This window comes from Streptomyces sp. NPDC050738 (genome assembly GCF_040654175.1).
Lineage (GTDB): Bacteria > Actinomycetota > Actinomycetes > Streptomycetales > Streptomycetaceae > Streptomyces.
Window position 1 is genome coordinate 54333 of sequence record NZ_JBFAHN010000005.1, and the last position, 19527, is coordinate 73859.

General features: G+C 70.7%; 21 protein-coding genes and 1 riboswitch. Of the genes, 6 read left to right on the top strand and 15 right to left on the bottom strand.

Annotated features, from left to right (window positions below):
* Positions 1-54: 54 nt before the first annotated feature.
* Positions 55-687 carry a TetR/AcrR family transcriptional regulator gene (locus AB0H78_RS14605; RefSeq protein ID WP_363234727.1) on the bottom strand — a complete coding sequence of 211 codons (633 nt, stop codon included), beginning with the start codon at positions 685-687 and terminating at the stop codon, positions 55-57.
* Positions 688-751: 64 nt separating this feature from the next.
* On the opposite strand from AB0H78_RS14605, the gene AB0H78_RS14610 reads away from it, so the two are divergent.
* The 3 genes from AB0H78_RS14610 to AB0H78_RS14620 are packed head-to-tail and all read left to right on the top strand — an operon-like array spanning position 752 to position 3158.
* Positions 752-1366 carry a DUF6230 family protein gene (locus AB0H78_RS14610; RefSeq protein ID WP_363234728.1) on the top strand — a complete coding sequence of 205 codons (615 nt, stop codon included), beginning with the start codon at positions 752-754 and terminating at the stop codon, positions 1364-1366.
* A 2-nt stretch (positions 1367-1368) separates the two neighbouring features.
* Positions 1369-2265: a DUF6114 domain-containing protein gene (locus AB0H78_RS14615; RefSeq protein ID WP_363234729.1), complete on the top strand. Its 897-nt coding sequence runs from the start codon at positions 1369-1371 to the stop codon at positions 2263-2265.
* Positions 2262-3158: a hypothetical protein gene (locus AB0H78_RS14620; protein ID WP_363234730.1), complete on the top strand. Its 897-nt coding sequence runs from the start codon at positions 2262-2264 to the stop codon at positions 3156-3158. Before AB0H78_RS14615 ends, AB0H78_RS14620 begins: the two co-directional genes overlap by 4 nt.
* On the opposite strand, the gene AB0H78_RS14625 is transcribed toward AB0H78_RS14620, so the two are convergent.
* On the bottom strand, positions 3136-3273 hold the full coding sequence (locus tag AB0H78_RS14625; protein ID WP_363234731.1) for an SCO1431 family membrane protein: 138 nt from the start codon (positions 3271-3273) through the stop codon (positions 3136-3138). The two genes, AB0H78_RS14620 and AB0H78_RS14625, sit on opposite strands and share 23 nt — an antisense overlap.
* Before the next feature lie 74 nt (positions 3274-3347).
* Entirely contained in the window at positions 3348-4715 is a 1368-nt protein-coding gene (locus tag AB0H78_RS14630) for a peptidase C39 family protein (RefSeq protein ID WP_363234732.1), read from the bottom strand.
* A 174-nt stretch (positions 4716-4889) separates the two neighbouring features.
* On the opposite strand from AB0H78_RS14630, the gene AB0H78_RS14635 reads away from it, so the two are divergent.
* Positions 4890-5471, top strand: coding sequence for a hypothetical protein (locus AB0H78_RS14635; RefSeq protein ID WP_363234733.1), 582 nt, complete (start codon positions 4890-4892; stop codon positions 5469-5471).
* Positions 5472-5862: 391 nt separating this feature from the next.
* Complete coding sequence (locus tag AB0H78_RS14640) at positions 5863-7749, top strand: AAA family ATPase (RefSeq protein ID WP_363234734.1); 1887 nt, start codon at positions 5863-5865, stop codon at positions 7747-7749.
* Between the two features lie 17 nt (positions 7750-7766).
* Here the strand turns inward: AB0H78_RS14640 and AB0H78_RS14645 are convergent, their stop codons facing one another.
* From AB0H78_RS14645 to AB0H78_RS14695, 11 genes are all read right to left on the bottom strand, one after another.
* A complete protein-coding gene (locus tag AB0H78_RS14645; RefSeq protein ID WP_363234735.1) occupies positions 7767-8849 on the bottom strand; it encodes a hemolysin family protein in 1083 nt (360 codons plus the stop codon).
* On the bottom strand, positions 8846-10189 hold the full coding sequence (locus AB0H78_RS14650; RefSeq protein ID WP_363234736.1) for a hemolysin family protein: 1344 nt from the start codon (positions 10187-10189) through the stop codon (positions 8846-8848). Before AB0H78_RS14650 ends, AB0H78_RS14645 begins: the two co-directional genes overlap by 4 nt.
* Positions 10190-10374: 185 nt before the next feature.
* Positions 10375-10827, bottom strand: a complete 453-nt coding sequence (locus tag AB0H78_RS14655) for a PH domain-containing protein (RefSeq protein WP_363234737.1) — start codon at positions 10825-10827, stop codon at positions 10375-10377.
* Positions 10828-10841: 14 nt separating this feature from the next.
* A complete protein-coding gene (hisG, locus tag AB0H78_RS14660) occupies positions 10842-11690 on the bottom strand; it encodes an ATP phosphoribosyltransferase (RefSeq protein ID WP_363234738.1) in 849 nt (282 codons plus the stop codon).
* Between the two features lie 53 nt (positions 11691-11743).
* Positions 11744-12025 carry a phosphoribosyl-ATP diphosphatase gene (locus AB0H78_RS14665; RefSeq protein WP_363234739.1) on the bottom strand — a complete coding sequence of 94 codons (282 nt, stop codon included), beginning with the start codon at positions 12023-12025 and terminating at the stop codon, positions 11744-11746.
* Positions 12026-12060: 35 nt separating this feature from the next.
* Positions 12061-12546 carry a 6,7-dimethyl-8-ribityllumazine synthase gene (gene ribH, locus AB0H78_RS14670; RefSeq protein ID WP_363234740.1) on the bottom strand — a complete coding sequence of 162 codons (486 nt, stop codon included), beginning with the start codon at positions 12544-12546 and terminating at the stop codon, positions 12061-12063.
* 28 nt (positions 12547-12574) lie between these two features.
* On the bottom strand, positions 12575-13858 hold the full coding sequence (locus AB0H78_RS14675) for a bifunctional 3,4-dihydroxy-2-butanone-4-phosphate synthase/GTP cyclohydrolase II (RefSeq protein ID WP_363234741.1): 1284 nt from the start codon (positions 13856-13858) through the stop codon (positions 12575-12577).
* Positions 13855-14514, bottom strand: coding sequence for a nicotinamide mononucleotide transporter family protein (locus AB0H78_RS14680; protein ID WP_363234742.1), 660 nt, complete (start codon positions 14512-14514; stop codon positions 13855-13857). The genes AB0H78_RS14675 and AB0H78_RS14680 overlap by 4 nt, the downstream gene beginning before the upstream one ends.
* Positions 14511-15125 carry a riboflavin synthase gene (locus tag AB0H78_RS14685; RefSeq protein WP_363234743.1) on the bottom strand — a complete coding sequence of 205 codons (615 nt, stop codon included), beginning with the start codon at positions 15123-15125 and terminating at the stop codon, positions 14511-14513. The genes AB0H78_RS14680 and AB0H78_RS14685 overlap by 4 nt, the downstream gene beginning before the upstream one ends.
* 5 nt (positions 15126-15130) lie before the next feature.
* Entirely contained in the window at positions 15131-16219 is a 1089-nt protein-coding gene (ribD, locus tag AB0H78_RS14690; RefSeq protein ID WP_363234744.1) for a bifunctional diaminohydroxyphosphoribosylaminopyrimidine deaminase/5-amino-6-(5-phosphoribosylamino)uracil reductase RibD, read from the bottom strand.
* 173 nt (positions 16220-16392) lie between these two features.
* Positions 16393-16523, bottom strand: a riboswitch (FMN riboswitch).
* Positions 16524-16608: 85 nt separating this feature from the next.
* The gene (locus tag AB0H78_RS14695) at positions 16609-17754 is read right to left on the bottom strand and encodes an ROK family transcriptional regulator (protein ID WP_363234745.1); all 1146 of its coding nucleotides are present in this window, start codon (positions 17752-17754) and stop codon (positions 16609-16611) included.
* A 98-nt stretch (positions 17755-17852) separates the two neighbouring features.
* Here AB0H78_RS14695 and AB0H78_RS14700 point away from each other — a divergent pair, with 98 nt between their 5' ends.
* Positions 17853-19082, top strand: a complete 1230-nt coding sequence (locus tag AB0H78_RS14700; protein ID WP_363234746.1) for an MFS transporter — start codon at positions 17853-17855, stop codon at positions 19080-19082.
* Here AB0H78_RS14700 and AB0H78_RS14705 read toward each other — a convergent pair.
* The gene (locus tag AB0H78_RS14705; RefSeq protein ID WP_363234747.1) at positions 19036-19497 is read right to left on the bottom strand and encodes a thioesterase family protein; all 462 of its coding nucleotides are present in this window, start codon (positions 19495-19497) and stop codon (positions 19036-19038) included. The two genes, AB0H78_RS14700 and AB0H78_RS14705, sit on opposite strands and share 47 nt — an antisense overlap.
* Between the last annotated feature and the right edge of the window lie 30 nt (positions 19498-19527).

Below are 19527 nucleotides of genomic sequence, written 5' to 3' on the forward strand. Positions count from 1 at the left end.
GCCACCGCATGACACTTGGGGTGGGGGAGCCCGGCGGCTCCCCCACCTCTCGCACTATGTTCCGGCCGGTGGCGGGGCCGGGCATTCGGGGACGAACTCCCCGATCGCATCGAGCGTCTTGCGCAGCATCCGCACCAGCAGTTCGCGGATCGTGTCGCGCTCCAGCTCCTGGTGGCCCAGCCAGTCGAGCGTCACGCTCTCGACCGTGTTCAGCCAGCCGCGCAGCGCGAGACGGGCGAGCAGCGGGATCTCCCGGCGTCCGTACGCGCCCATGGCGATGGTGGCGATCAGCTCCTCGCGCACCGCGTCGCGGATCGCGATCACCTGGGTGTCGAAGCCCACGCCCCCGGTGACGATGGTGCGGTAGGCCGCCTGGTGGTGCTGCGCGTAGGCCAGATAGCCGTCGATGGTGCGGTGCACGCGCTCGGCGCGCGGCAGGTCCGTGTGGCCGGCCGCACCGGCCACCAGTTCGGCGACGGAATCCTCGACGATGGCCAGGTAGTACCCGCGTTTGCTCTTGAAGTAGTAGTAGATCAACCCTTTCGCGACGCTCGCGTGCTTGGCGATGTCGTCCATGGAGAGCGCGTCGTACGAGGTGTCGGCGAACAACTTCCGCCCGGTCGCGATGAGTTCGGCGCGTCGAACCTGGGATCGCTCGGTCGTTCCGCGCTGTTGACTATTATTCAAATTCGGCCCTAGTCTCCCACTGCCTCAGGATTCCCGCAGTATGGCAGACGTACGGGAGGACCAAGTGAGCGCAGCCAAACGGCCGTTACCCGAGGGCCGTACCTCATGGAAGAAGACCGCCGTCGTCGCCGTCCCCGCGATCCTCGCGGTCGGCGTCATGGCGTCCGTCATGGCCCAGGGTGCGCTCGCCGCGTCCTTCGCCGTCTCCGGCACCAGCTTTCAGGTCTCGTCGGGGAAACTCACCAGCACCGGCCTCTCGTCGTACGTCCAGACGGACCGGGCCGTCGACGGCAAGGGCCATCCGGTGGCCCTGCTGGGCATCGGCAACGCCACGCTCTCCGACATCTGTCAGGCGGCCGAGGTGAAGACCCCGGTGGGCACCGTGGTCTTCAAGCTGACCGCGGGCGGGGATGCCGGCCAGGTCACCGCCAGCAGTCTCGTCATCGACGGCGAGGACCTGGTCGGCGACGCCCACTTCGGTACGGCGCAGATCGGCCGGGACGCCTCCACCCTCGACGCGGTCCCCGGCGTCAAGGGCGAGCCCGGGAAATTCGGCCTGCAGGCCGGTGACATCGAGGTCGACGGCGTCAAGTCCCATGCCTGGTCGGCCACCGGAGGGAACTTCCATCTGAAGGGGCTCAAGGTCGATGTGAGCCTCAACGGCAAGAAGTGCTTCTGACGATGGGGTGGTTGGACGATCGTCTTCCGCTGCCCGACGTCAGACACGAGGTGCGGGCATGGCGGCGCACCCGGCCCTTCTGGGCCGGACTGCTGCTGATCCTCGGCGGCCTGGAACTGCTCCTGGTCCCGCTCTCGCCACTGACCATCCTGGTCAGCCTGGGGCTCGGCGGGATCGCGGCGATCGGCATCGGTCTCGCGCTGATGGTCGCGGGGGCCTTCCTGTGGTTCCTGCCGCACACCCGCCACTACGTCTCGATCAACGCCCTCATCCTGTCGGTCCTCTCGTTCGCGGCGACCAATCTGGGCGGATTCCTGCTCGGCATGGGGCTGGGCATCGCGGGCAGCGCGATGGGCTTCTCCTGGAATCCCGTACGGGCGAAGGAAACGCTGCCCGACCGGCACGGCAGTCGTACGCTCGCGGCCGCGCTGCCCGTCGTCCTGCTGGCGGCGCTCGGCTCCCCCGGCAGGCAGGCGCCGGAGCCGGGCACGGTGGTCGTGCCGCGCAGCACCCCGACCATCACCACCACGCTCTTCGCCCCCGACGGCTTTCTGCTCGCGGGCGTACGGGAGGTGCCCAGCGCGGGCGGCCCGGTCAAGGTCATGGTGCTGAAGATGAACTCCGCCTCGCTCACCGACTACCGCCTCACCACCCATGACGGCGGGGACGAGATGGCCCTCGGGGCGGACACGCTGGAGCTGAGCGGTCATGTGACGCTCTATCTCACCAAGTTCAGCGGCTGCATCGAAGGGATCGTCTGTCTGACCTTCACCCCGGACGGGCTCCCTGTGCCGCCCGTGGTGCCGCCGTTCGTCTTCCTGACGGACGTCAGCGCCGACCAGGCGCTGGCCACCTCCGACTCGATCACCACCACCGGCCTGACCCTGGGGGCCACATGATCCAGATCCAGGCCGCGCTCTTCTGGGCGTACGCCGTCGGTGCGACCTTCGCGCTCTCCGCGGGGCGCCAACTGCAGTGGTGGGAACGGTCGGTGCACGGCGAGGGGGTACGGACGCGCAGCCGGGCGGCCAACCCCTATCTGGCGCTGACCTTGCTCTTCGCCGCCGTCCTGATGGTGCCGACGGGGCTCTTTCTGCTCTGGCAGAACCCGTCGTGGGCGACGATGCACGTGGCGTCCGGGCACGACGGGATCTGGGCCGGGTTCGTGCTCTTCTACGCGGGCGGGATCGTGGTGGGCGCGCTGCTCGGCTTCCTGGCGGCGCAGGCACTCGTGCTGGTGGGCGCCGGGTACTGGGCGTATCTCCAGTGCGTGGGCGGGTACTTCCTGCTCTTCGGCACGCTGATCCACGGCTGGGACGGCACCGGATACCGGCGGATGCTGACCACGAGCTCGGCTGCGTACCGCGACTGGCCCAAGGACAGCGTGGTCAACCACGTGCTGGACTTCCTGACCTCAGGGACTTTCCTGGCGCTGCTGGTCCTGGGCGCGGCAGTGATCGGCACGATGCTGCTGACCGAGATCGGCTGGCTGGTCGAGGGGTGGAAGCTGCCCGGCGCGGACGAGGACCGCAAGGTGCCGCGGGTCGTCGCGGTCGCGATCGCCGGGGCGGGCGTGCACGGCCTGCCGTTCCTGGGCGCACTGGCCGCGAGCGTGCTGATGCGTCTGCTGGGCGGCGTCCTGGGACTGGCGCTGTTCGCCGTGGCGGCCGGCTTCACGCTGCTCGCGCGGCGCAGTCCGGTGCGCTGGCTCTACGGCCTGGTGGGGATCCCCGTACGGCACTGGAAGGCCGACCTGGAGGACCCCGTGCTCACATCAGGCCGGTCTGGGTGACGAGCATCGCCAGGACCACGACGAAGGTCCAGCCCGCGATGTGCTCGACGATCTTGTTGGTGTTCCTGGGGCCGCCGGTGCGGGCGCGGGCGGTCTTGATCGTGGTGGCAGTCATGGTGTCCACAGTGCCAGCCGATGGGGCCCCCGAGGTAGAGACGTTGGTCACGCCCTCGGGGGCCGAATCGCAGGTCAGTGGATGCCGACCGCCGCGAGAGCCCGCTTCTGGGCGGGCGTCGGGTGGGCGGGCCAGTAGAGGTAGCAGACGCCTCCTGTGCCGGAGGACACACCGCCCGAGGCGTTGTACCGCTTGGTACGCAGCCAGATGTTCTCCCACTCCGCGCGCTTGTAGACGTGGCGCACCGCGTCGTCGTTCGGGGAGGCCGGGTCGTTGGCGATGACGTCGCCGTCGGCGGTGAAGCCGATGACGGTCATCAGGTGGCCCGAGGTCCCGTATCCGGCGCCGGTCAGCTCCGTCTTGAGGAAGGACTGGGACGTTATGGCCGGGATGCCCGCCCGGATCAGCGTCTCCAGGTCGTTCAGCGAGGAGAGCCTGGTGACGACCGCGCTCATGTCCTTGTACGTCGCCGCGTAGGCGGCGTTGAAGGGCCAGTTGCCGCAGCCCTCGTACTGGTAGTCGTAGGTGAAGCGGGCCGCGTGGTCGACCTCGGGGTCGGCGTACGAGGGGTCCACCCAGGCCAGGTCGGCGGCGGTGGGGCCGCGCCCCCAGTACTTGATGATCATCGAGGACGAGGTGGGGCTGCACCAGGCCTCGCCGCCGTTGTCGTACTCCGGGTACTGGCCGGCGTGGACGTTCTGCGAGAAGCGCGGAACGGTCAACTCCCTGGCCAGGCCCGGCGTCGAGGCCGGCACGGTGAAGCGGTCGGGGATGTCGGAGGCCATCGCGCCCAGGCGCCACACGGTGGGCGTGAGCCGGGTGCCGGGGGTGCGGTACAGCGTGAGGCGCAGGCGGTACGAGTCGAGGCGCAGCCCGGTCGACGCGTCGTCGATGGCGAAGGTGTCGGTCCAGATGGAGCTCTTGCCGTCGCTCTGGTCGTCCAGCGAGGTGCGCTTGATGTCGCCGTCGCCCGCCGCCCAGCGGCCCATCACGTACCAGGGGGTCGCGGTGACGTCGGAGTACGTGCCCTGCAGCTCGATCTGGATCCAGGTGCCGGCCGGGGCATGCGCGTTCCAGGAGGCGATGACCTCGGTGGCCGGGACGTGCGAGCGGTGGACCGGCGAGGTCCAGGTCGCGTAATCCCAGGTGGAGGTCTTCTTGGTGTGCGGGTCGGTGTAGTCGGTGCGCCCCGCGGGTGCGCCGATGACCAGGCCGGGACGGCGGCCTGCGACGGCGTGGGTGCCCGAGCCGGTGCCGCAGCGCCAGTCCGTGTACGAGGTCCAGGCGTGGTTGTCGACCAGCGTGGGCTGCCCGCTCCCGGGCTTGCCGGGGCGGGGGGCGGGGGTGGCGGCCGAGGCAGGTGCGGCGGACCCGGCGGCGGTGGCCGCGGCGGCCGCGAGCGCGGCGGCGATGACGGTTCTACGGGAAGTGGAGCTGGTCACGGTGGTGGACCCCCAGTCGGATACGGATGGGGAAGCAGGTGCTGAACAGTGGGCCAACTATCGCGGGTTCCGGCCGACTTCTGCCAGTGATTCGGGCCGCGTCCTGGAACCAATATTGGTGTGGACCACTGGCGTGACCTGCGATGGATCGGCAGCCTCACTAGGGTGATCACCATGGAAGACCTCGCTCGCCTGGCCGGTTCGCTCAGCGCCCTGCCCGCCTCCTGCGGACCCGTGCGGCTCATCGGCATCGACGGCCACGCGGGCTCGGGCAAGAGCACCTTCGCCGAGAACCTCGGCGAAGCGCTCGGTGGCGCACCTGTGCTGCACCTCGACGATGTGGCCACCCACCAGGACCTGTTCGCCTGGACGGACCGGCTGCTCGAGACGGTGATCGGTCCGCTCGCCCGGGGCGCGGCCGCACGCTATGCGCCGTACGACTGGACACTCCGCGGCTTCGGGCCCGAGCGCGAGCTGCGGCCTGCGCCGGTCGTGCTGATCGAGGGCGTGGGGGCGGGGCGCCGGGCGGTGCGGCCGTTCCTGGCGGCGCTGCTGTGGATGGATCTGGTCGCCGAGGAGTCCTGGGCGCGCGGGCGGCGCCGCGACGGCCCGGCGCAGGCGGAGTTCTGGGACGGATGGACCGCGGCGGAGGTACGACATTTCTCGGAGGATCCCTCGAAACGCTTCGCCGACCTTCTGGTGCGGCAGCGGCGTACGGGATACGAGTGGCTCCAGCGGCCCTCCGTGACAGCCTGAACGCACCACTCCATCACAGAGGGTGACAACCCCCTCGGAGGCGTGCGACCTGGCCGAAGACCGCCGCTCACAGTGCCCCAACTCCGCTTGACCGGGGGCCCGTACAGGTCTTACGTTCTCAATGTGCGGCTTTTCGAAGCCGCCCGCAGACGCGAAGCCCCCGGTTGTTCCCCCGTGATCGGGGGCTTCGTTCTGCCCCCACCCCCGTTTTCCGGCTGCCGCACGCCGCCAAACGCTCACCCTCGGTCACTGTCCGCCGACGTGGACGCGCGTCGATAACTCCCCCGCCGCTCTTCGGTACTTGCACCCTGCGCAGGTACGATGCCCTTCGGGCGGCACCGGCCATCGGGCCGGTCCGCACAGTACGGGGGCACGGTCTGTGGGGGACGTGATGGACTTCGGCATGCAGGGCACGGGGGCCCCGGCCGATCTCGCCTGGCTGCGCGGCGTGGATGCCTACACGATGGGCGCATATCCGCAGGCCGAGGAGGAGTTCAGGGCCGCTGTGCGGCTCGATCCGGGGATGGCGGACGGCTGGCTCGGGCTGCACGCGCTGCGGGTGGACACCACCACCGCGCTGCTGCGGATGCACCGCCACCGGGAACGCTTCGGCGAACAGCGCACCCGCCATCGGCGCACGCTCAACTCCTGGTACTGGCTGGGCTGGTGGGTGCAGCCGGTCCTGGAGAGCCCGCGCGATCTCTTACTCGCGCACGCCTCGCACTGGCTGGACGGGCGTCATGTCCCCGAGCTCGACCGGGCGTTGGCGGGACTGCCACCGGTCGACACGGATCCGCAGGTGCGCTTCCTGCACGCCTGCCGCGCCTATCTCGCCAAGGACTGGGAGCGCCTCGTACGGCACACCGAGTCGCTGGTCGACGACCCGCTGCTCGGCATCGAGGCGGGGCTGTTCGGCGGGATGGCCCGGGTGCGCCTGGAGATGTACGGACAGGCCGAGCCGCTCCTGGCCGCCTCCCTGATGCGCTGCCGCAGCGAACAGCCGCAGCGCAAGGAACTGCGCTACTGGCTCGCCCGCGCGCACGAGGGCACCGGCCGCAGCGCCGCCGCCCTCCCCCTCTACCGCGCCGTGCACCGGGTGGACCCCGCCTTCATGGACACCTCGGCACGGCTGGCGGCCATCACCGAGTCCGACGGGGCCGACGGCTACGAGGACTCCGCGGACTTCGCCGTGTCGCTCACCGGGCTCGGCCAGGACGTACGCGACGGCGACGCCCTCTACGAGACCGACCCGGGCGACGGCAGGGAGCTGCGGCTGGGCGCCGACCCGCTCGCCACCACCGCCGGGCCTCCCCCCGATTCCGTACGCCGCAAGGTGTCCGTCCCCGCGCAGCCGGACGAGCCCGATCTGCCGGCAGGACCCACCGATCCGGTGCTGCTCGCCGAAGCGATCGACGAACTGGAGCGGATGGTCGGCCTGGAGCCGGTGAAACGCCAGGTCAAGGCGCTCTCCGCACAGCTCAACATGGCCCGGCTGCGCGCCGGGCAGGGCCTCCCGGTCCAGCCGCCGAAGCGTCACTTTGTCTTCTCCGGCCCCTCGGGTACGGGCAAGACGACGGTGGCGCGGATCCTGGGGCGGGTCTTCTACGCGCTGGGGCTGCTCGGCGGCGACCATCTGGTCGAGGCCCAACGGGCTGATCTGGTGGGCGAGTTCCTCGGCCAGACCGCCGTCAAGGCGAACGAGCTCATCGACTCGGCGCTGGGTGGGGTGCTCTTCGTGGACGAGGCGTACTCCCTCTCCAACTCCGGTTACAGCAAGGGCGATGCGTACGGCGACGAGGCCCTGCAGGTGCTGCTGAAGCGCGCCGAGGACAACCGGGATCATCTGGTGGTCATCCTGGCCGGATATCCGGAGGGGATGGACCGGCTGCTCACCACGAACCCCGGGCTGTCCTCGCGCTTCACGACCCGGGTCGACTTCCCCTCGTACCGGCCGCTGGAGCTCACCTCCATCGGGGAGGTGCTCGCCGGCGAGAACGGCGACGTGTGGGACGAGGAGGCTCTGGACGAGCTGCGCTCGGTCAGTGGGCATGTGGTCGATCAGGGGTGGATCGACGAGTTGGGGAACGGCCGGTTTCTGCGGACGCTGTACGAGAAGAGCTGCGCCTACCGGGACTTGAGGCTGTCGGGGTATGCGGGGATTCCTACCCGGGACGATCTGTCGACGTTGCGGCTGCCGGATCTGATGCAGGCGTACGGGGAGGTTCTGTCCGGGCGCGGACCGGTCGGCAGGGGCCAGCAGGAGCCTCCGCCCCTGTAGGCCCCTGCTTTCGGGGGCTAGCCCGCCAAGGCCTGTTCCGGGAAGCGGCGCCGGCCGGGGGGTGCGTCGACGCCGCGGTGTGACGGGTCGCGTACCTCGCCGACCAGCATCTCCAGTACGTCCTCCATCGCCACCAGACCCAGCACCTTGCCCCCGCCGTCCGCGACCTGCGCCAGGTGCGTCGCCGCGCGGCGCATCACGGTCAGGGCGTCGTCCAGGGGGAGTTCGGCCCTCAGCGTCGCCATCGGGCGCCAGACCTGCTGCGGGACGGCACGCTCCCGCTCCTCCAGGTCCAGGACGTCCTTGACGTGCAGATAGCCCATGAAGGCGCCGCTGTCCGCGCAGACCGGGAAGCGCGAGTAGCCGGTCCGTACCGTCAGCTCCTCCAGCCGGCGGGGCGTGATCGACGGATCGACCGTGATCAGGTCGGCGCGGGCGATCAGGACGTCGGTGACCGGGCGGCTGCCCAGTTCCAGTGCGTCCTCCAGCCGCTCCTGTGCCTCGGAGTCCAGCAGGCCTGCCTGTCCGGAGTCCTCCACGAGCCGGTTGAGCTGCTCGCTGGTGAAGACGGCTTCGACCTCGTCCCTGGGCTCGACGCGGAAGAGCTTGAGGATCAGCCGGGCGCAGGCGCCCAGCGCGACCGTCACCGGGCGGCAGATCCGGGCGAAGCCGACCAGGCCGGGGCTGAGCCACAGCGCGGTCTTCTCGGGGGCGGCCATGGCGAGGTTCTTGGGGACCATCTCGCCGATGACCAGGTGCAGGGAGACGACCACCGCGAGGGCGATGACGTATCCGAGGGGGTGGACCAGCCCTTCGGGCAGGTGCGCCGCCACGAACACGGGCTCCAGGAGGTGGGCCACCGTCGGCTCGGCGACCGCGCCAAGCGTCAGGGAGCACATCGTGATGCCGAACTGTGCGGCCGCCATCATCTGCGGCAGGTTCTCCAGGCCGTGCAGCACCTGGCGGGCGCGTGCCGACCCTTCGGCCGCGAGGGGTTCCACCTGGCTGCGGCGTACGGAGACGAGGGCGAACTCCGCACCGACGAAGAAGCCGTTGGCGAGCACCAGCAGCACGGCGAAGAGGAGTTGGAGCAGACTCATCGCACAGCCTCCGTGAGGGCGGGCACTTCGGCCGTACGGACCAGACGGACCCGTTCGGCGCGGTAGCGGTCGACCTGGCGCACCAGGAGCTTCCAGCCGGGGAGTTCGGCCCGGTCGCCGGGGGCGGGGATCCGGCCCAGGAGGTCGGCGACGAGTCCCGCGACGGTCTCGTACGGGCCCTCGGGCACCTCGAGCCCTATGCGGCGCAGGGTCAGCACCCGGCAGCTGCCGTCGGCGTCCCAGGCGGGGAAGCCGTCCTCGGCGGGGGCGACCGGGGCCAGTTCGGGCCGCTCGGCGCCCTCGTCGTCGTGCTCGTCGCGTACCTCTCCGACGAGCTCCTCGATGATGTCCTCCAGGGTGACGACCCCTGCGGTGCCGCCGTATTCGTCGACGACGACAGCGATCGGCTGCTCACTGCGCAGCCGCTCCAGGAGCTGCTGCACGGGAAGCGTCTCGGGCACCAGGAGCGGGGAGACGGCGATCAGAGCGGCCGGGGTCCGCTGCCGGTCCTGCGGGGCGACGGCGAGGGCGTCCTTGAGGTGGACCATGCCGACGACCTCGTCGATGCGCTCCCGGTAGACGGGGAAGCGCGAGAGTCCGGTGGCCCGGGTGAGGTTGAGGACATCGGCCGCGGTCGCCGAGGTCTGCAGGGCGCTGACCTTCACACGGGGAGTCATCACATGCTGGGCGGTGAGCCCGGCGAGCGACAGCGTCCGTACGAAGAGGTCGGCGGTGTCCTGTTCCAGGGCGCCGGCCTGCGCCGAGTGGCGGGCCAGGGAGACGAGCTCGCCGGGGGTGCGGGCCGAGGCCAGCTCGTCGGCGGGCTCGACGCCCAGGGCCCGTACGAGACGGTTCGCGACGGTGTTGAGCAGCGCGATCACCGGCCGGAAGGCGGAGGAGAAGGCGTGCTGGGGTCCGGCCACGAAACGGGCGACCTGGAGCGGCTTGGAGACCGCCCAGTTCTTCGGTACGAGTTCGCCGACGACCATCTGCACCGCTGAGGCCAGCAGCATTCCGAGGACGACGGAGACGCCGGGAACTGCGCCCTTCGCCAGCCCGGTGGCCGTGATCGGTCCGGTGAGCAGCTGGGCGAGCGCCGGCTCGGCGAGCATGCCGACCACCAGGGAGGTGATGGTGATGCCGAGCTGGGTGCCGGAGAGCTGGAAGGAGAGCTCCCGCAGGGCCTTGACGACCGTGCGGGCCCGTCGGTCGCCGTCGGCGGCGGCGCGCTCGGCGTCCGGCCGCTCCACGGTGACGAGGCCGAATTCGGCCGCGACGAAGAATCCGTTGGCGAGGATCAGGAGGAAGGCTGCTCCGAGGAGCAGGAGGGGGATGGTCATGCCGCCGCCTCCGGGGAAGGGGCGGCGCAGGTACTACCGGACGATCCGTCCATTGCTGGAGGGATTCACTCCTCAAGTCGCAGGGGCGACCCCGCGGACCACGGGGGTCACTCTGGTGCGGGGCGGGGCGCACGGGGCGCCGCCGACACCAGAGTAATCAACAAAAGGCGGGGTCGGGCAGGGGCTCAGACGTTCTCTGCGTGTGTGCCGTGGGATTCCGCCAGGGCACGCAGCGTACGGGCGTCCCTGATCGCCTGGGCCTTGCCGATGCCCGGCTGGATCCCGAGTGCGGGCAGGCTGGTGCCGTCGCTCAGATCGAGGAAGACCCAGGCGTCGCCGGGGCGCAGATTGACCCGGAGGATCTGCGCCCAGGCGAGTTGCCGCCGGGAGGTGAGGTTGACGACGGTGACGCCCGATTCGTCCGCGACGACCTTGGGTCGGCTGAGCAGTGCCAGTACGCCGAAGAAGACCAGCGCGGTGAAGATGAAGCTGACCTTGGACCCCGGGGTCAGGGTCTCCAGCATCAGCGAGATCACCGTGATGACGGCGAACATGACCGCGCCCACGCTCAGCAGGACGACCCTGGTGCGGGTCGGCCTGAACGTGACCGGGAGGGCGGGGAGTTCAGCGGCAGACATGGATGCTCGGTCCCTCAGAGGCGGCAGGCGTGGATGGCGGTGGTGAGGATGGCGCGTGCGCCGATCTCGTACAGGTCGTCCATGATCCGCTGCGCTTCCTTGGCGGCGACCATCGAGCGGACGGCGACCCAGCCCTCGTGGTGGAGGGGGGAGATCGTCGGGGACTCCAGGCCGGGGGTGAGGGCGACGGCCTGCTCCAGGTGCTCGACCCGGCAGTCGTAGTCCATCATCACGTACGACCGTGCCACCAGGACGCCCTGGAGGCGGCGCAGGAACTGCTGCACCTTGGGGTCGTCCGTGGGTGCGCCGGTGCGGCGGATGACCGCGGCCTCGGACTTCATGATCGGGTCGCCGAAGACTTCGAGGCCGGCGTTCCGCAGCGACGTACCGGTCTCGACGACGTCCGCGATGACCTCCGCGACTCCCAGCTCGATCGCCGTCTCGACGGCGCCGTCGAGGTGCACGACGGAGGCGTCGACTCCGTGCTCGGCAAGGTGCTTGGCGACGATGCCCTCGTAGGAGGTGGCGATCGTCTTGCCCGCCAGATCCGCTACGCCGGAGACGGTGCCCGGCTTGGCGGCGAAGCGGAAGGTGGAGCGGGCGAAGCCGAGCGGCAGGATGACCTCTGCGCCGACGCCGGAGTCGACCAGGAGATCCTCGCCGGTGACGCCGATGTCGAGCTTGCCCGAGGACACGTAGATCGCGATGTCCTTGGGGCGCAGGTAGAAGAACTCGACCTCGTTGGCCGGGTCGACCAGGACGAGCTCCTTGGACTCCTTGCGCTGCTGGTATCCGGCCTCATGGAGCATCGCCATCGCAGGTCCGGAGAGGGAGCCCTTGTTGGGAACGGCGATGCGCAGCATGGGTCGACTTCCTTGTGTGCGGAGGGAGTTGTGGAGTGCGGAGAGGGTGGTGCTCAGAGGTGGGCGTAGACGTCGTCGAGCGAGATCCCGCGGGCGACCATCATCACCTGGACGTGGTACAGCAGCTGCGAGATCTCCTCGGCGGCGGCCTCCTTGCCCTCGTACTCGGCGGCCATCCAGACTTCGGCGGCCTCCTCGACGACCTTCTTGCCAATCGCATGGACGCCCTTGCCGACCAGTTCCGCGGTGCGGGAGGTGGCCGGGTCGCCGTTCTCGGCCTTGAGCTGGAGCTCGGTGAAGAGCTCTTCGAAGGTCTTGGAGGATGTGTTCGCCATGATGGTCCTAAGAGTACGGGGTGCGGGCCTGCCACTCAGCGCCAGGGTTCGCTGACCGTGCGCAGTGTGGTGGCGGTGGCGACGGCGGCGGTGACCGCTTCGTGGCCCTTGTCCTCGTTCGAGCCGGGCAGGCCCGCGCGGTCCAGGGCCTGCTCCTCGTTGTCGCAGGTGAGTACGCCGAAGCCGACCGGGACGCCGGTCTCCACGGTGACCTGGGTGAGGCCGAGGGTGACGCCCTGGCACACGTACTCGAAGTGCGGGGTGCCGCCGCGGATGACGACTCCGAGGGCGACGATCGCGTCGTAGCCCCGGCCCGCGAGGACCTTGGCGACCACGGGCAGTTCGAAGCTGCCGGGGACGCGCAGGAGCGTCGGCTCGTCGATGCCCAGCTCGCTCAGCGCGCGCAGGGCGCCGTCGACGAGGCCGTCCATGATCTTCTCGTGCCACTGGGCCGCGATGACGGCCACGCGCAGGTCGCCGCAGTTCTTCACGGTGAGTTCGGGTGCGCCCTTGCCACTCATGTCTCTGTCTCTCCCTGTGCTGTGTGAATTACTGGTTGCCGCAGGCGGACGCGTTGTCCAGCCAGGGCAGGTCGTGCCCCATCCGGTCCCGCTTGGTCTGCAGGTAGCGGAGGTTGTGTTCGCCCGCCTTGATGGGCATCGGCTCGCGGCCGTTGACCTTGAGGCCGTGGCGGACGAGGGCGTCGGTCTTGTCGGGGTTGTTGGTCATCAGCCGCAGGCTGCGTACGCCGAGGTCCTCGAGGATCTGCGCGCCTGCCGCGTAGTCGCGGGCGTCGGCGGGCAGGCCGAGCTCGAGGTTGGCGTCCAGGGTGTCGCGGCCGCGCTCCTGGAGTTCGTAGGCGCGCAGCTTGGAGAGCAGTCCGATGCCGCGGCCCTCGTGACCGCGGAGGTAGACGACCACTCCGCGTCCGGTCTCGGTGATACGGGCCATGGAGGCCTCCAGCTGGGGGCCGCAGTCGCAGCGCTGCGACTGGAAGATGTCCCCGGTCAGGCACTCGGAGTGGACCCGGACCAGGACGTCCTCGCCGTCGCCGATCTCGCCGTGGACGAGCGCGACGTGCTCGACGCCGTCCACGGTGGAGCGGAAGCCGTACGCCGTGAACTCGCCGAAGGCGGTGGGGAGATGGACCGTGGCCTCGCGGCGTACGGTCGGTTCGGCGGAGGTGCGGTACGCGATCAGGTCCTCGATGGAGATGATCGTCAGCCCGTGCTTGCGGGCGAACGGGACGAGCTCGGGCAGCCGGAGCATCACGCCGTCCTCGCCCGCGATCTCGACGATGGCGCCGGCCGGGCGCAGCCCCGCGAGGCGGGCCAGGTCGACGGCGGCCTCGGTGTGTCCGTTGCGTACGAGGACACCGCCCGGCTTGGCGCGCAGCGGGAAGATGTGGCCGGGGCGTACGAAGTCGCCGGCCTCGGCCGTGCCGCCCGCCAGGAGGCGCAGGGTGGTGGCCCGGTCGGCCGCGGAGATGCCGGTGGTGACGCCGTGCGCGGCGCCCGCGTCCACGGAGACGGTGAAGGCGGTGCGCATCGACTCGGTGTTGTGCGCGACCATCTGCGGCAGTTCGAGGCGCTCCAGCTCCTCGCCCTCCATCGGGGCGCAGATCAGGCCGCGGCACTCGCTCATCATGAAGGCGATGATCTCGGGCGTCGCCTTCTCGGCGGCGATGACGAGGTCGCCCTCGTTCTCACGGTCCTCGTCGTCGACGACCACGACGGGGCGGCCGGCCGCGATGTCACGGATGGCCTGCTCGACCGGATCGAGGGAGAGGTCCTCGGCGTTGTCGGTGGTGTACCAGGTGGGCTGGGCGCTCATGCTGCTGCTCCTTCCAGGGCGGGCTCGCTCGTGGCGTTCGTACGGGAGCGGAGCCACCAGTCGCGCATGCCCCACAGGACGAGCGCGCCGTAGACGACGTAGATGAGGCCGGAGAAGGCGAGGCCGCTGTGGAAGTTGAGCGGGACGCCGACCAGGTCGACGAGCAGCCAGGCGAACCAGAACTCGACCAGGCCGCGGGCCTGGGCGACCATCGCGACGACCGTGCCGACGAAGATGTACGCGTCCGCCCACGGGCTCCAGGAGAGCGAGGGGAAGGCGGTGAACAGGCCGCCGACGGCGAGGGTGCCGACAGCCGCGCCGAGCACGAGCAGTCCGCGCTCGCCCCAGCCGGCGAACCGTACGGCGATGGAGCCGTCCTGCGCCTGCTGCTTGCCGCCGCTCCAGCGCTGCCAGCCCCAGACGGCCACGGCGATGACGACGATCTGCTTGCCGACGCCCCCCGCCTGGTGCACCGAGAGGTTGGCGGCGACGAGGATCAGACCGGACAGGAACTGGGCGGGCCAGGTCCATATGGAACGCCGCCAGCCGAGCGCGAGTGCGATCAGGCCGATGGTGTTGCCGATCATGTCCGACCAGATGATGTGCTGGTCGAGGACGGTGAAGGCTTCGGTGTTGAGCCAGCTGACGGCGCTCACTGTGCATTCCCCCTGGTGCTGCTGTCCGCGCCGAGCAGTCGCTCGACGTACTTGGCGAGTACGTCCACCTCGAGGTTGACGGGGTCGCCGGCCTGCTTGATGCCGAGCGTGGTCAGCGCGAGGGTGGTCGGGATGAGGCTGATGGTGAAGTAGTCGATGCCCGCTTCGACGACGGTGAGGCTCACGCCGTCGACGGTGATCGAGCCCTTCTCGACGACGTAGCGCGAGAGGTCCGCGGGGAGCGAGATCTTGACGATCTCCCAGTTCTCGGAGGGCTTGCGCTCGACGATCGTGCCGGTGCCGTCGACGTGTCCCTGGACGAGGTGTCCGCCGAGGCGGCCGCCGAGCGCCATCGGGCGCTCCAGGTTGACGCGGGAGCCGACTTCGAGCGCGCCGAGGCTGGAGCGCTTGAGGGTCTCGTCCATGACGTCGGCGGTGAACTGGCCGTTCCCGAAGTCGACGACGGTGAGACAGACGCCGTTGACGGCGATGGAGTCACCGTGCTTGGCGTCCTCGGTGACGACGGGGCCGCGGAGGCTGAAGCGGGAGGCGTCGCCGAGGTTCTCGACGGCGGTGACCTCACCCAGTTCTTCGACGATTCCGGTGAACACGGCGCTCAGCGCTCCTTCTTGGCGATCGGTGTGGCGGTGATACGAAGGTCGGGGCCGATGCGGACGGTCTCGGTGACGTCGAGACGCAACGCTTCGGTGATGGTGGTGATTCCTGCGTCGGCGAGGACGGCGGGGCCCGCGCCGAGGAGGACGGGCGCGAGGTAGGCGACGACCCGGTCGACGGCGCCGGCGGCGACGAAGGCTCCGGCGAGTGTCGGGCCGCCTTCGAGAAGCACGTGGCGCACACCGCGCTCCTGGAGGGCGGCGAGCAGCGCGGGGATGTCGAGTCCGGCGCCGCTGCTGCTGCGCGGGAGCCGTACGACGTCGGGGAGTTGAGTCTCCGCGTCCTCGGCGACCGCGATCAGGGTGGGCGCGGCCGCGTCGAGGATCCGGGCGCCGGGCTGCACCGCGGTGGCGTGGGTGTCGACGACGACGCGCAGCGGCTGGGTGGCGCCCTCGATGCCGCGTACGGCGAGGTGCGGGTCGTCGGTGCGGGCCGTGCCGGAGCCGACGACGACCGCGTCCGCCTCGGCGCGCAGCCGGTGGACGTCGGCGCGGGACTCGGCGGAGCTGATCCAGCGGCTGGTTCCGTCGGCGGCGGCGATCCGGCCGTCGAGGGTCGCGGCGTACTTCCAGGTGACGTACGGGCGGCCGAGGCGCAGGGAGGTGAGCCAGACGGTGTTGCCTTCGGCCGCCTCGGCGGTGAGGACCCCGGTCTCGGCCTTGATCCCGGCCGCGCGCAGGGTGTCGGCGCCGCCGGTGGCCTGCGGGTTCGGGTCGCCGACCGCGTAGACGACGCGGGAGATGCCGGCGTCGATGAGCGCCTGGGCGCAGGGGCCTGTGCGGCCGGTGTGGTTGCAGGGCTCCAGGGTGACGTACGCCGTCCCGCCGCGTGCCCGGTCGCCTGCGGCGGCCAGTGCGTGGATCTCGGCGTGCGGGCCGCCGGCGCGCTGGTGCCAGCCCTCGCCGACGATCTCGCCCGAGGCGTCGGTGATGACGCACCCGACGACCGGGTTGGGGCTGGTGGAGCCGAGTCCGCGTGCGGCGAGCTCGATCGCCCGCCACATGGCGTCTGTGTCGGCTGCGGTGGCCACCGGGTCCTCCTGCCTCATAGGGCACGGACTCCGGGGCCTGTCGATGACGACAGAGAGCGGGATCGCACAGGGGAACGCCGAGGACGAAGAGACGGATCGCCCGGGATCCTGAGAACTGGGTCCTCGGATATGGACGGTCACGCATCAACACCGGCGTACCGAAATACGGCCCGCCGCGCACTGCCTCCCATCCGGACTTTCACCGTCGGTCCAGGAATTTCACCTGGTCAACCGGCCGCTGGATGCGGACGGGTCGCGGACTATAACCGCCGGTTCGGAATTACACCGACCCCGGAGTGCGCTGCTGCTGGTACAGGGCCAGTGTGCCACGCCTGATCGGTGGCCATACAGACGGGCGGTTGTGGGCTGACTCACAGCGGGTTCGAGGTTCATCCGCCGAAGAGGTCGTCCTGGGCCGCGTCACGTGCGGTGAGCAGGGCTCCGCCGAGCACGGCGCCGCCGCCGAGCGCTCCTGCGCGTACCTGCGTACGGAGCGGACTGAGCGCGGCCGTGTGCTTCTCGACCCGCGCGGCGAGCCCCTCGCCGCCCGCGTGGCCGATCTCGCCGCCGAGCACCACGAAACCGGGGTCGAGCACGGCGGCGACGGCGGCGACTCCGAGCGCGATACGGGAGGCCAGGGCGTCCAGGAACGCCTCGCCGCGCTCCCCCCGCGCCGTGCGTACGGCTTCCTCGGCGGTGCCCGCGATGCCGTGTTCCGCGGCGAGCCCCGCGACGGCGGCCCCTCCGACGAGGGCGTCGAAACCGCCTTCGCATCCGGTCGCGGAGGGCAGTCCGTCCGTGCCGGGGACGGGCAGGAAGCCGATCTCGCCCGCGCCGCCGGATGCCCCGCGGCGCAGCTTCCCGTCCAGGACGACGGCCGCGCCGACGCCCTGGCCCAGCCAGAGGAAGGCGAAGGTGTCGTGGTCGCGGGCCGCGCCGAGGCGCTGTTCGGCCACGGCGGCGAGGTTGGTCTCGTTCTCGACGAGGACGGTGGCCGACAGGCGTTCGTTGAGGGCGCCGACCAGCCTGCGGTGCCAGGCGGGCAGGCCCGTGGAGTCCCGGAGTTCGCCGGTGGCCGGGTCGATCAGCCCGGGGGCGCCGATGCCGACGCTGTGCAGCCGGGCAGCACCGGCCTCGCGGGCGGTGCGCTCCAGGAGGGCTGCCGCCCGCTCGACGGCGGGTTCGGTGCCGGTGTCGCGGCCGATGGGCAGGGAGGCCTCGGCGAGGGTGGCGCCGAGGAGGTCGGTGACGACCACGGCGACGCTCTGGGTCCGTACGTCCAGGGCCGCCAGATGGGCGAGGCCGGCCACGATTCCGTACAGGCGCGCATTGGGTCCGCGCCGGTCCGCGCCGCTCTCCCCGACGACCTCGATCAGCCCGGATCCCTGCAGCCGGTCCACCAGGTCGGCGACGGTCGGGCGGGAGAGGCCGGTCAGTGTCTTCAGCTGCCCTGCCGTCAGAGGACCTTGCTGCTGGAGGAGATCCAGGGCGACCCGGTCGTTGATGGCCCGGGCGGTACGCGGAGATGCGGGCATGGCCGGGATCCTTCCAGAACTATTTATCAGGCAGGGTTCCTGATAGTTCTGATAGCTTAGCGGGCGCACAGCGGGAGACGGATGCTCGGGGAGGGCACATGGCCGGTGAAGTGGTCTTCGATCAGAGGCAGTTGAAGCGATCGCGGTACGCCGTGGCCGCCGTCTTCTGCGTCCATGGCGCCGTCACCGGCAGCTTCGCCACCCGCGTCCCCTGGATCCAGGACCATGCGGGCCTCAGCGCGGGGCAGCTCGGCCTCGCCCTCGCGCTCCCGGCGATCGGCTCCTGCCTTCTGATGCCGGTCTCCGGTGCGATCACCCACCGGCTCGGCGCGCGCAACGCACTGCGCCTGCTCATAGCCATGTGGACGCTCGCGCTCGCCCTGCCCGCCTTCGCCCCGAACCTGGTCACCCTCTGCGTGGCGCTCTTCGTCTACGGAGCCACGGCGGGGATGTCGGACGTCGCGATGAACGCGCTGGGCGTGGAGACCGAGAACCGGCTGGGCCGCTCCATCATGTCGAGCCTGCACGGCATGTGGAGCGCGGGCGCCCTGATCGGCTCGGCGGGCGGCACCCTCGCGGCCCATCTGGGCGGTGACGCACGGCTGCACCACTGCATAGCTGCCATCGTCCTGACCGCCCTCGGACTGATCGCCTGTCAGGGCGTGCTCGACCTGCACAGCACGCCCGAGGAGGAGGCGCCGCCGCGCTTCGCGCTGCCGCCCAAGTCCGCGCTGGTCATCGGCGCCATCGGGTTCTGCGCCGTCTTCGCGGAGGGTGCCAGCCTGGACTGGTCCGCGGTCTATCTGCGTGACGTCCTGGACACGTCGGCGGGCGCCGCCGCCGCGTCGACGACCGCGTTCACCCTGACCATGGCCGTGGCACGGCTCGCCGGGGACCGGGTGGTGGACCGCTTCGGTGCGGTACGGACCGTGCGCGCGGGCGGACTGCTCGCGACGCTCGGCGGGGTGCTGGTCGTCGTGGCGCCCGGCCCTGTGGTGGCGATGGGCGGGTTCGCCCTGGTCGGCCTGGGTGTCGCGGTCGTCGTGCCGCTGGCCTTCGCGGCGGCCGGGCGTACCGCCGGCAATCCGAGCCAGGCCATCGCGGGCGTCGCCACCATCACGTACACCTCGGGACTCATCGCCCCGTCGGCGATCGGCGGGATCGCGAACGCGACCTCGCTGGTGGTGTCCTTCGGCCTGGTGACGGTGCTGGCCTTCGGCCTGGTGGCCGGGGCGAACGTGCTGCGGAACGCGGGCGGCGGGGACCGTACGCCGGAGAAGGTCAGCCCTGGTCCTGCGGACGCAGCAGTTCCCGGCCCAAGGTCCTGAGCAGGTCGCTCCAGGGGGTGGGGCGCAGGGTGGACGCGTCCAGGCGGACCAGGACGCGGGTGCCGTGGGCGTACGTCAGCACCCCGTCCGGGGAGCAGAAGCGGAAGCCGTACGTCAGCCCGGTGTTGCCGAGGCGCTCCAGCCAGAGGTGGACGGCGTACGCGCCGGTGCGGTTGACCGGAGCCTCGTAACTGATCCGCAGTTCCTTGACGGCGTTGCAGAAGTCCCCGGCCGCGTCCCAGTCGCCCTCGAAGCGCAGGCCGCGCTCCTCCCAGTAGGCGGTCCAGGCGCGCTCGACCATGAGCGGGTAGCGGGCGTTGTGCAGCAGACCGAGCGCGTCGAGGTCGTCGAAGTGGACGGATACGGGGACGAGGGCGCCGTACTGGAGGACGGGCGGGGCTTCGACGGTGGTCACGGGTGGGGCTCCTGAGCTGCGGTGATGAGA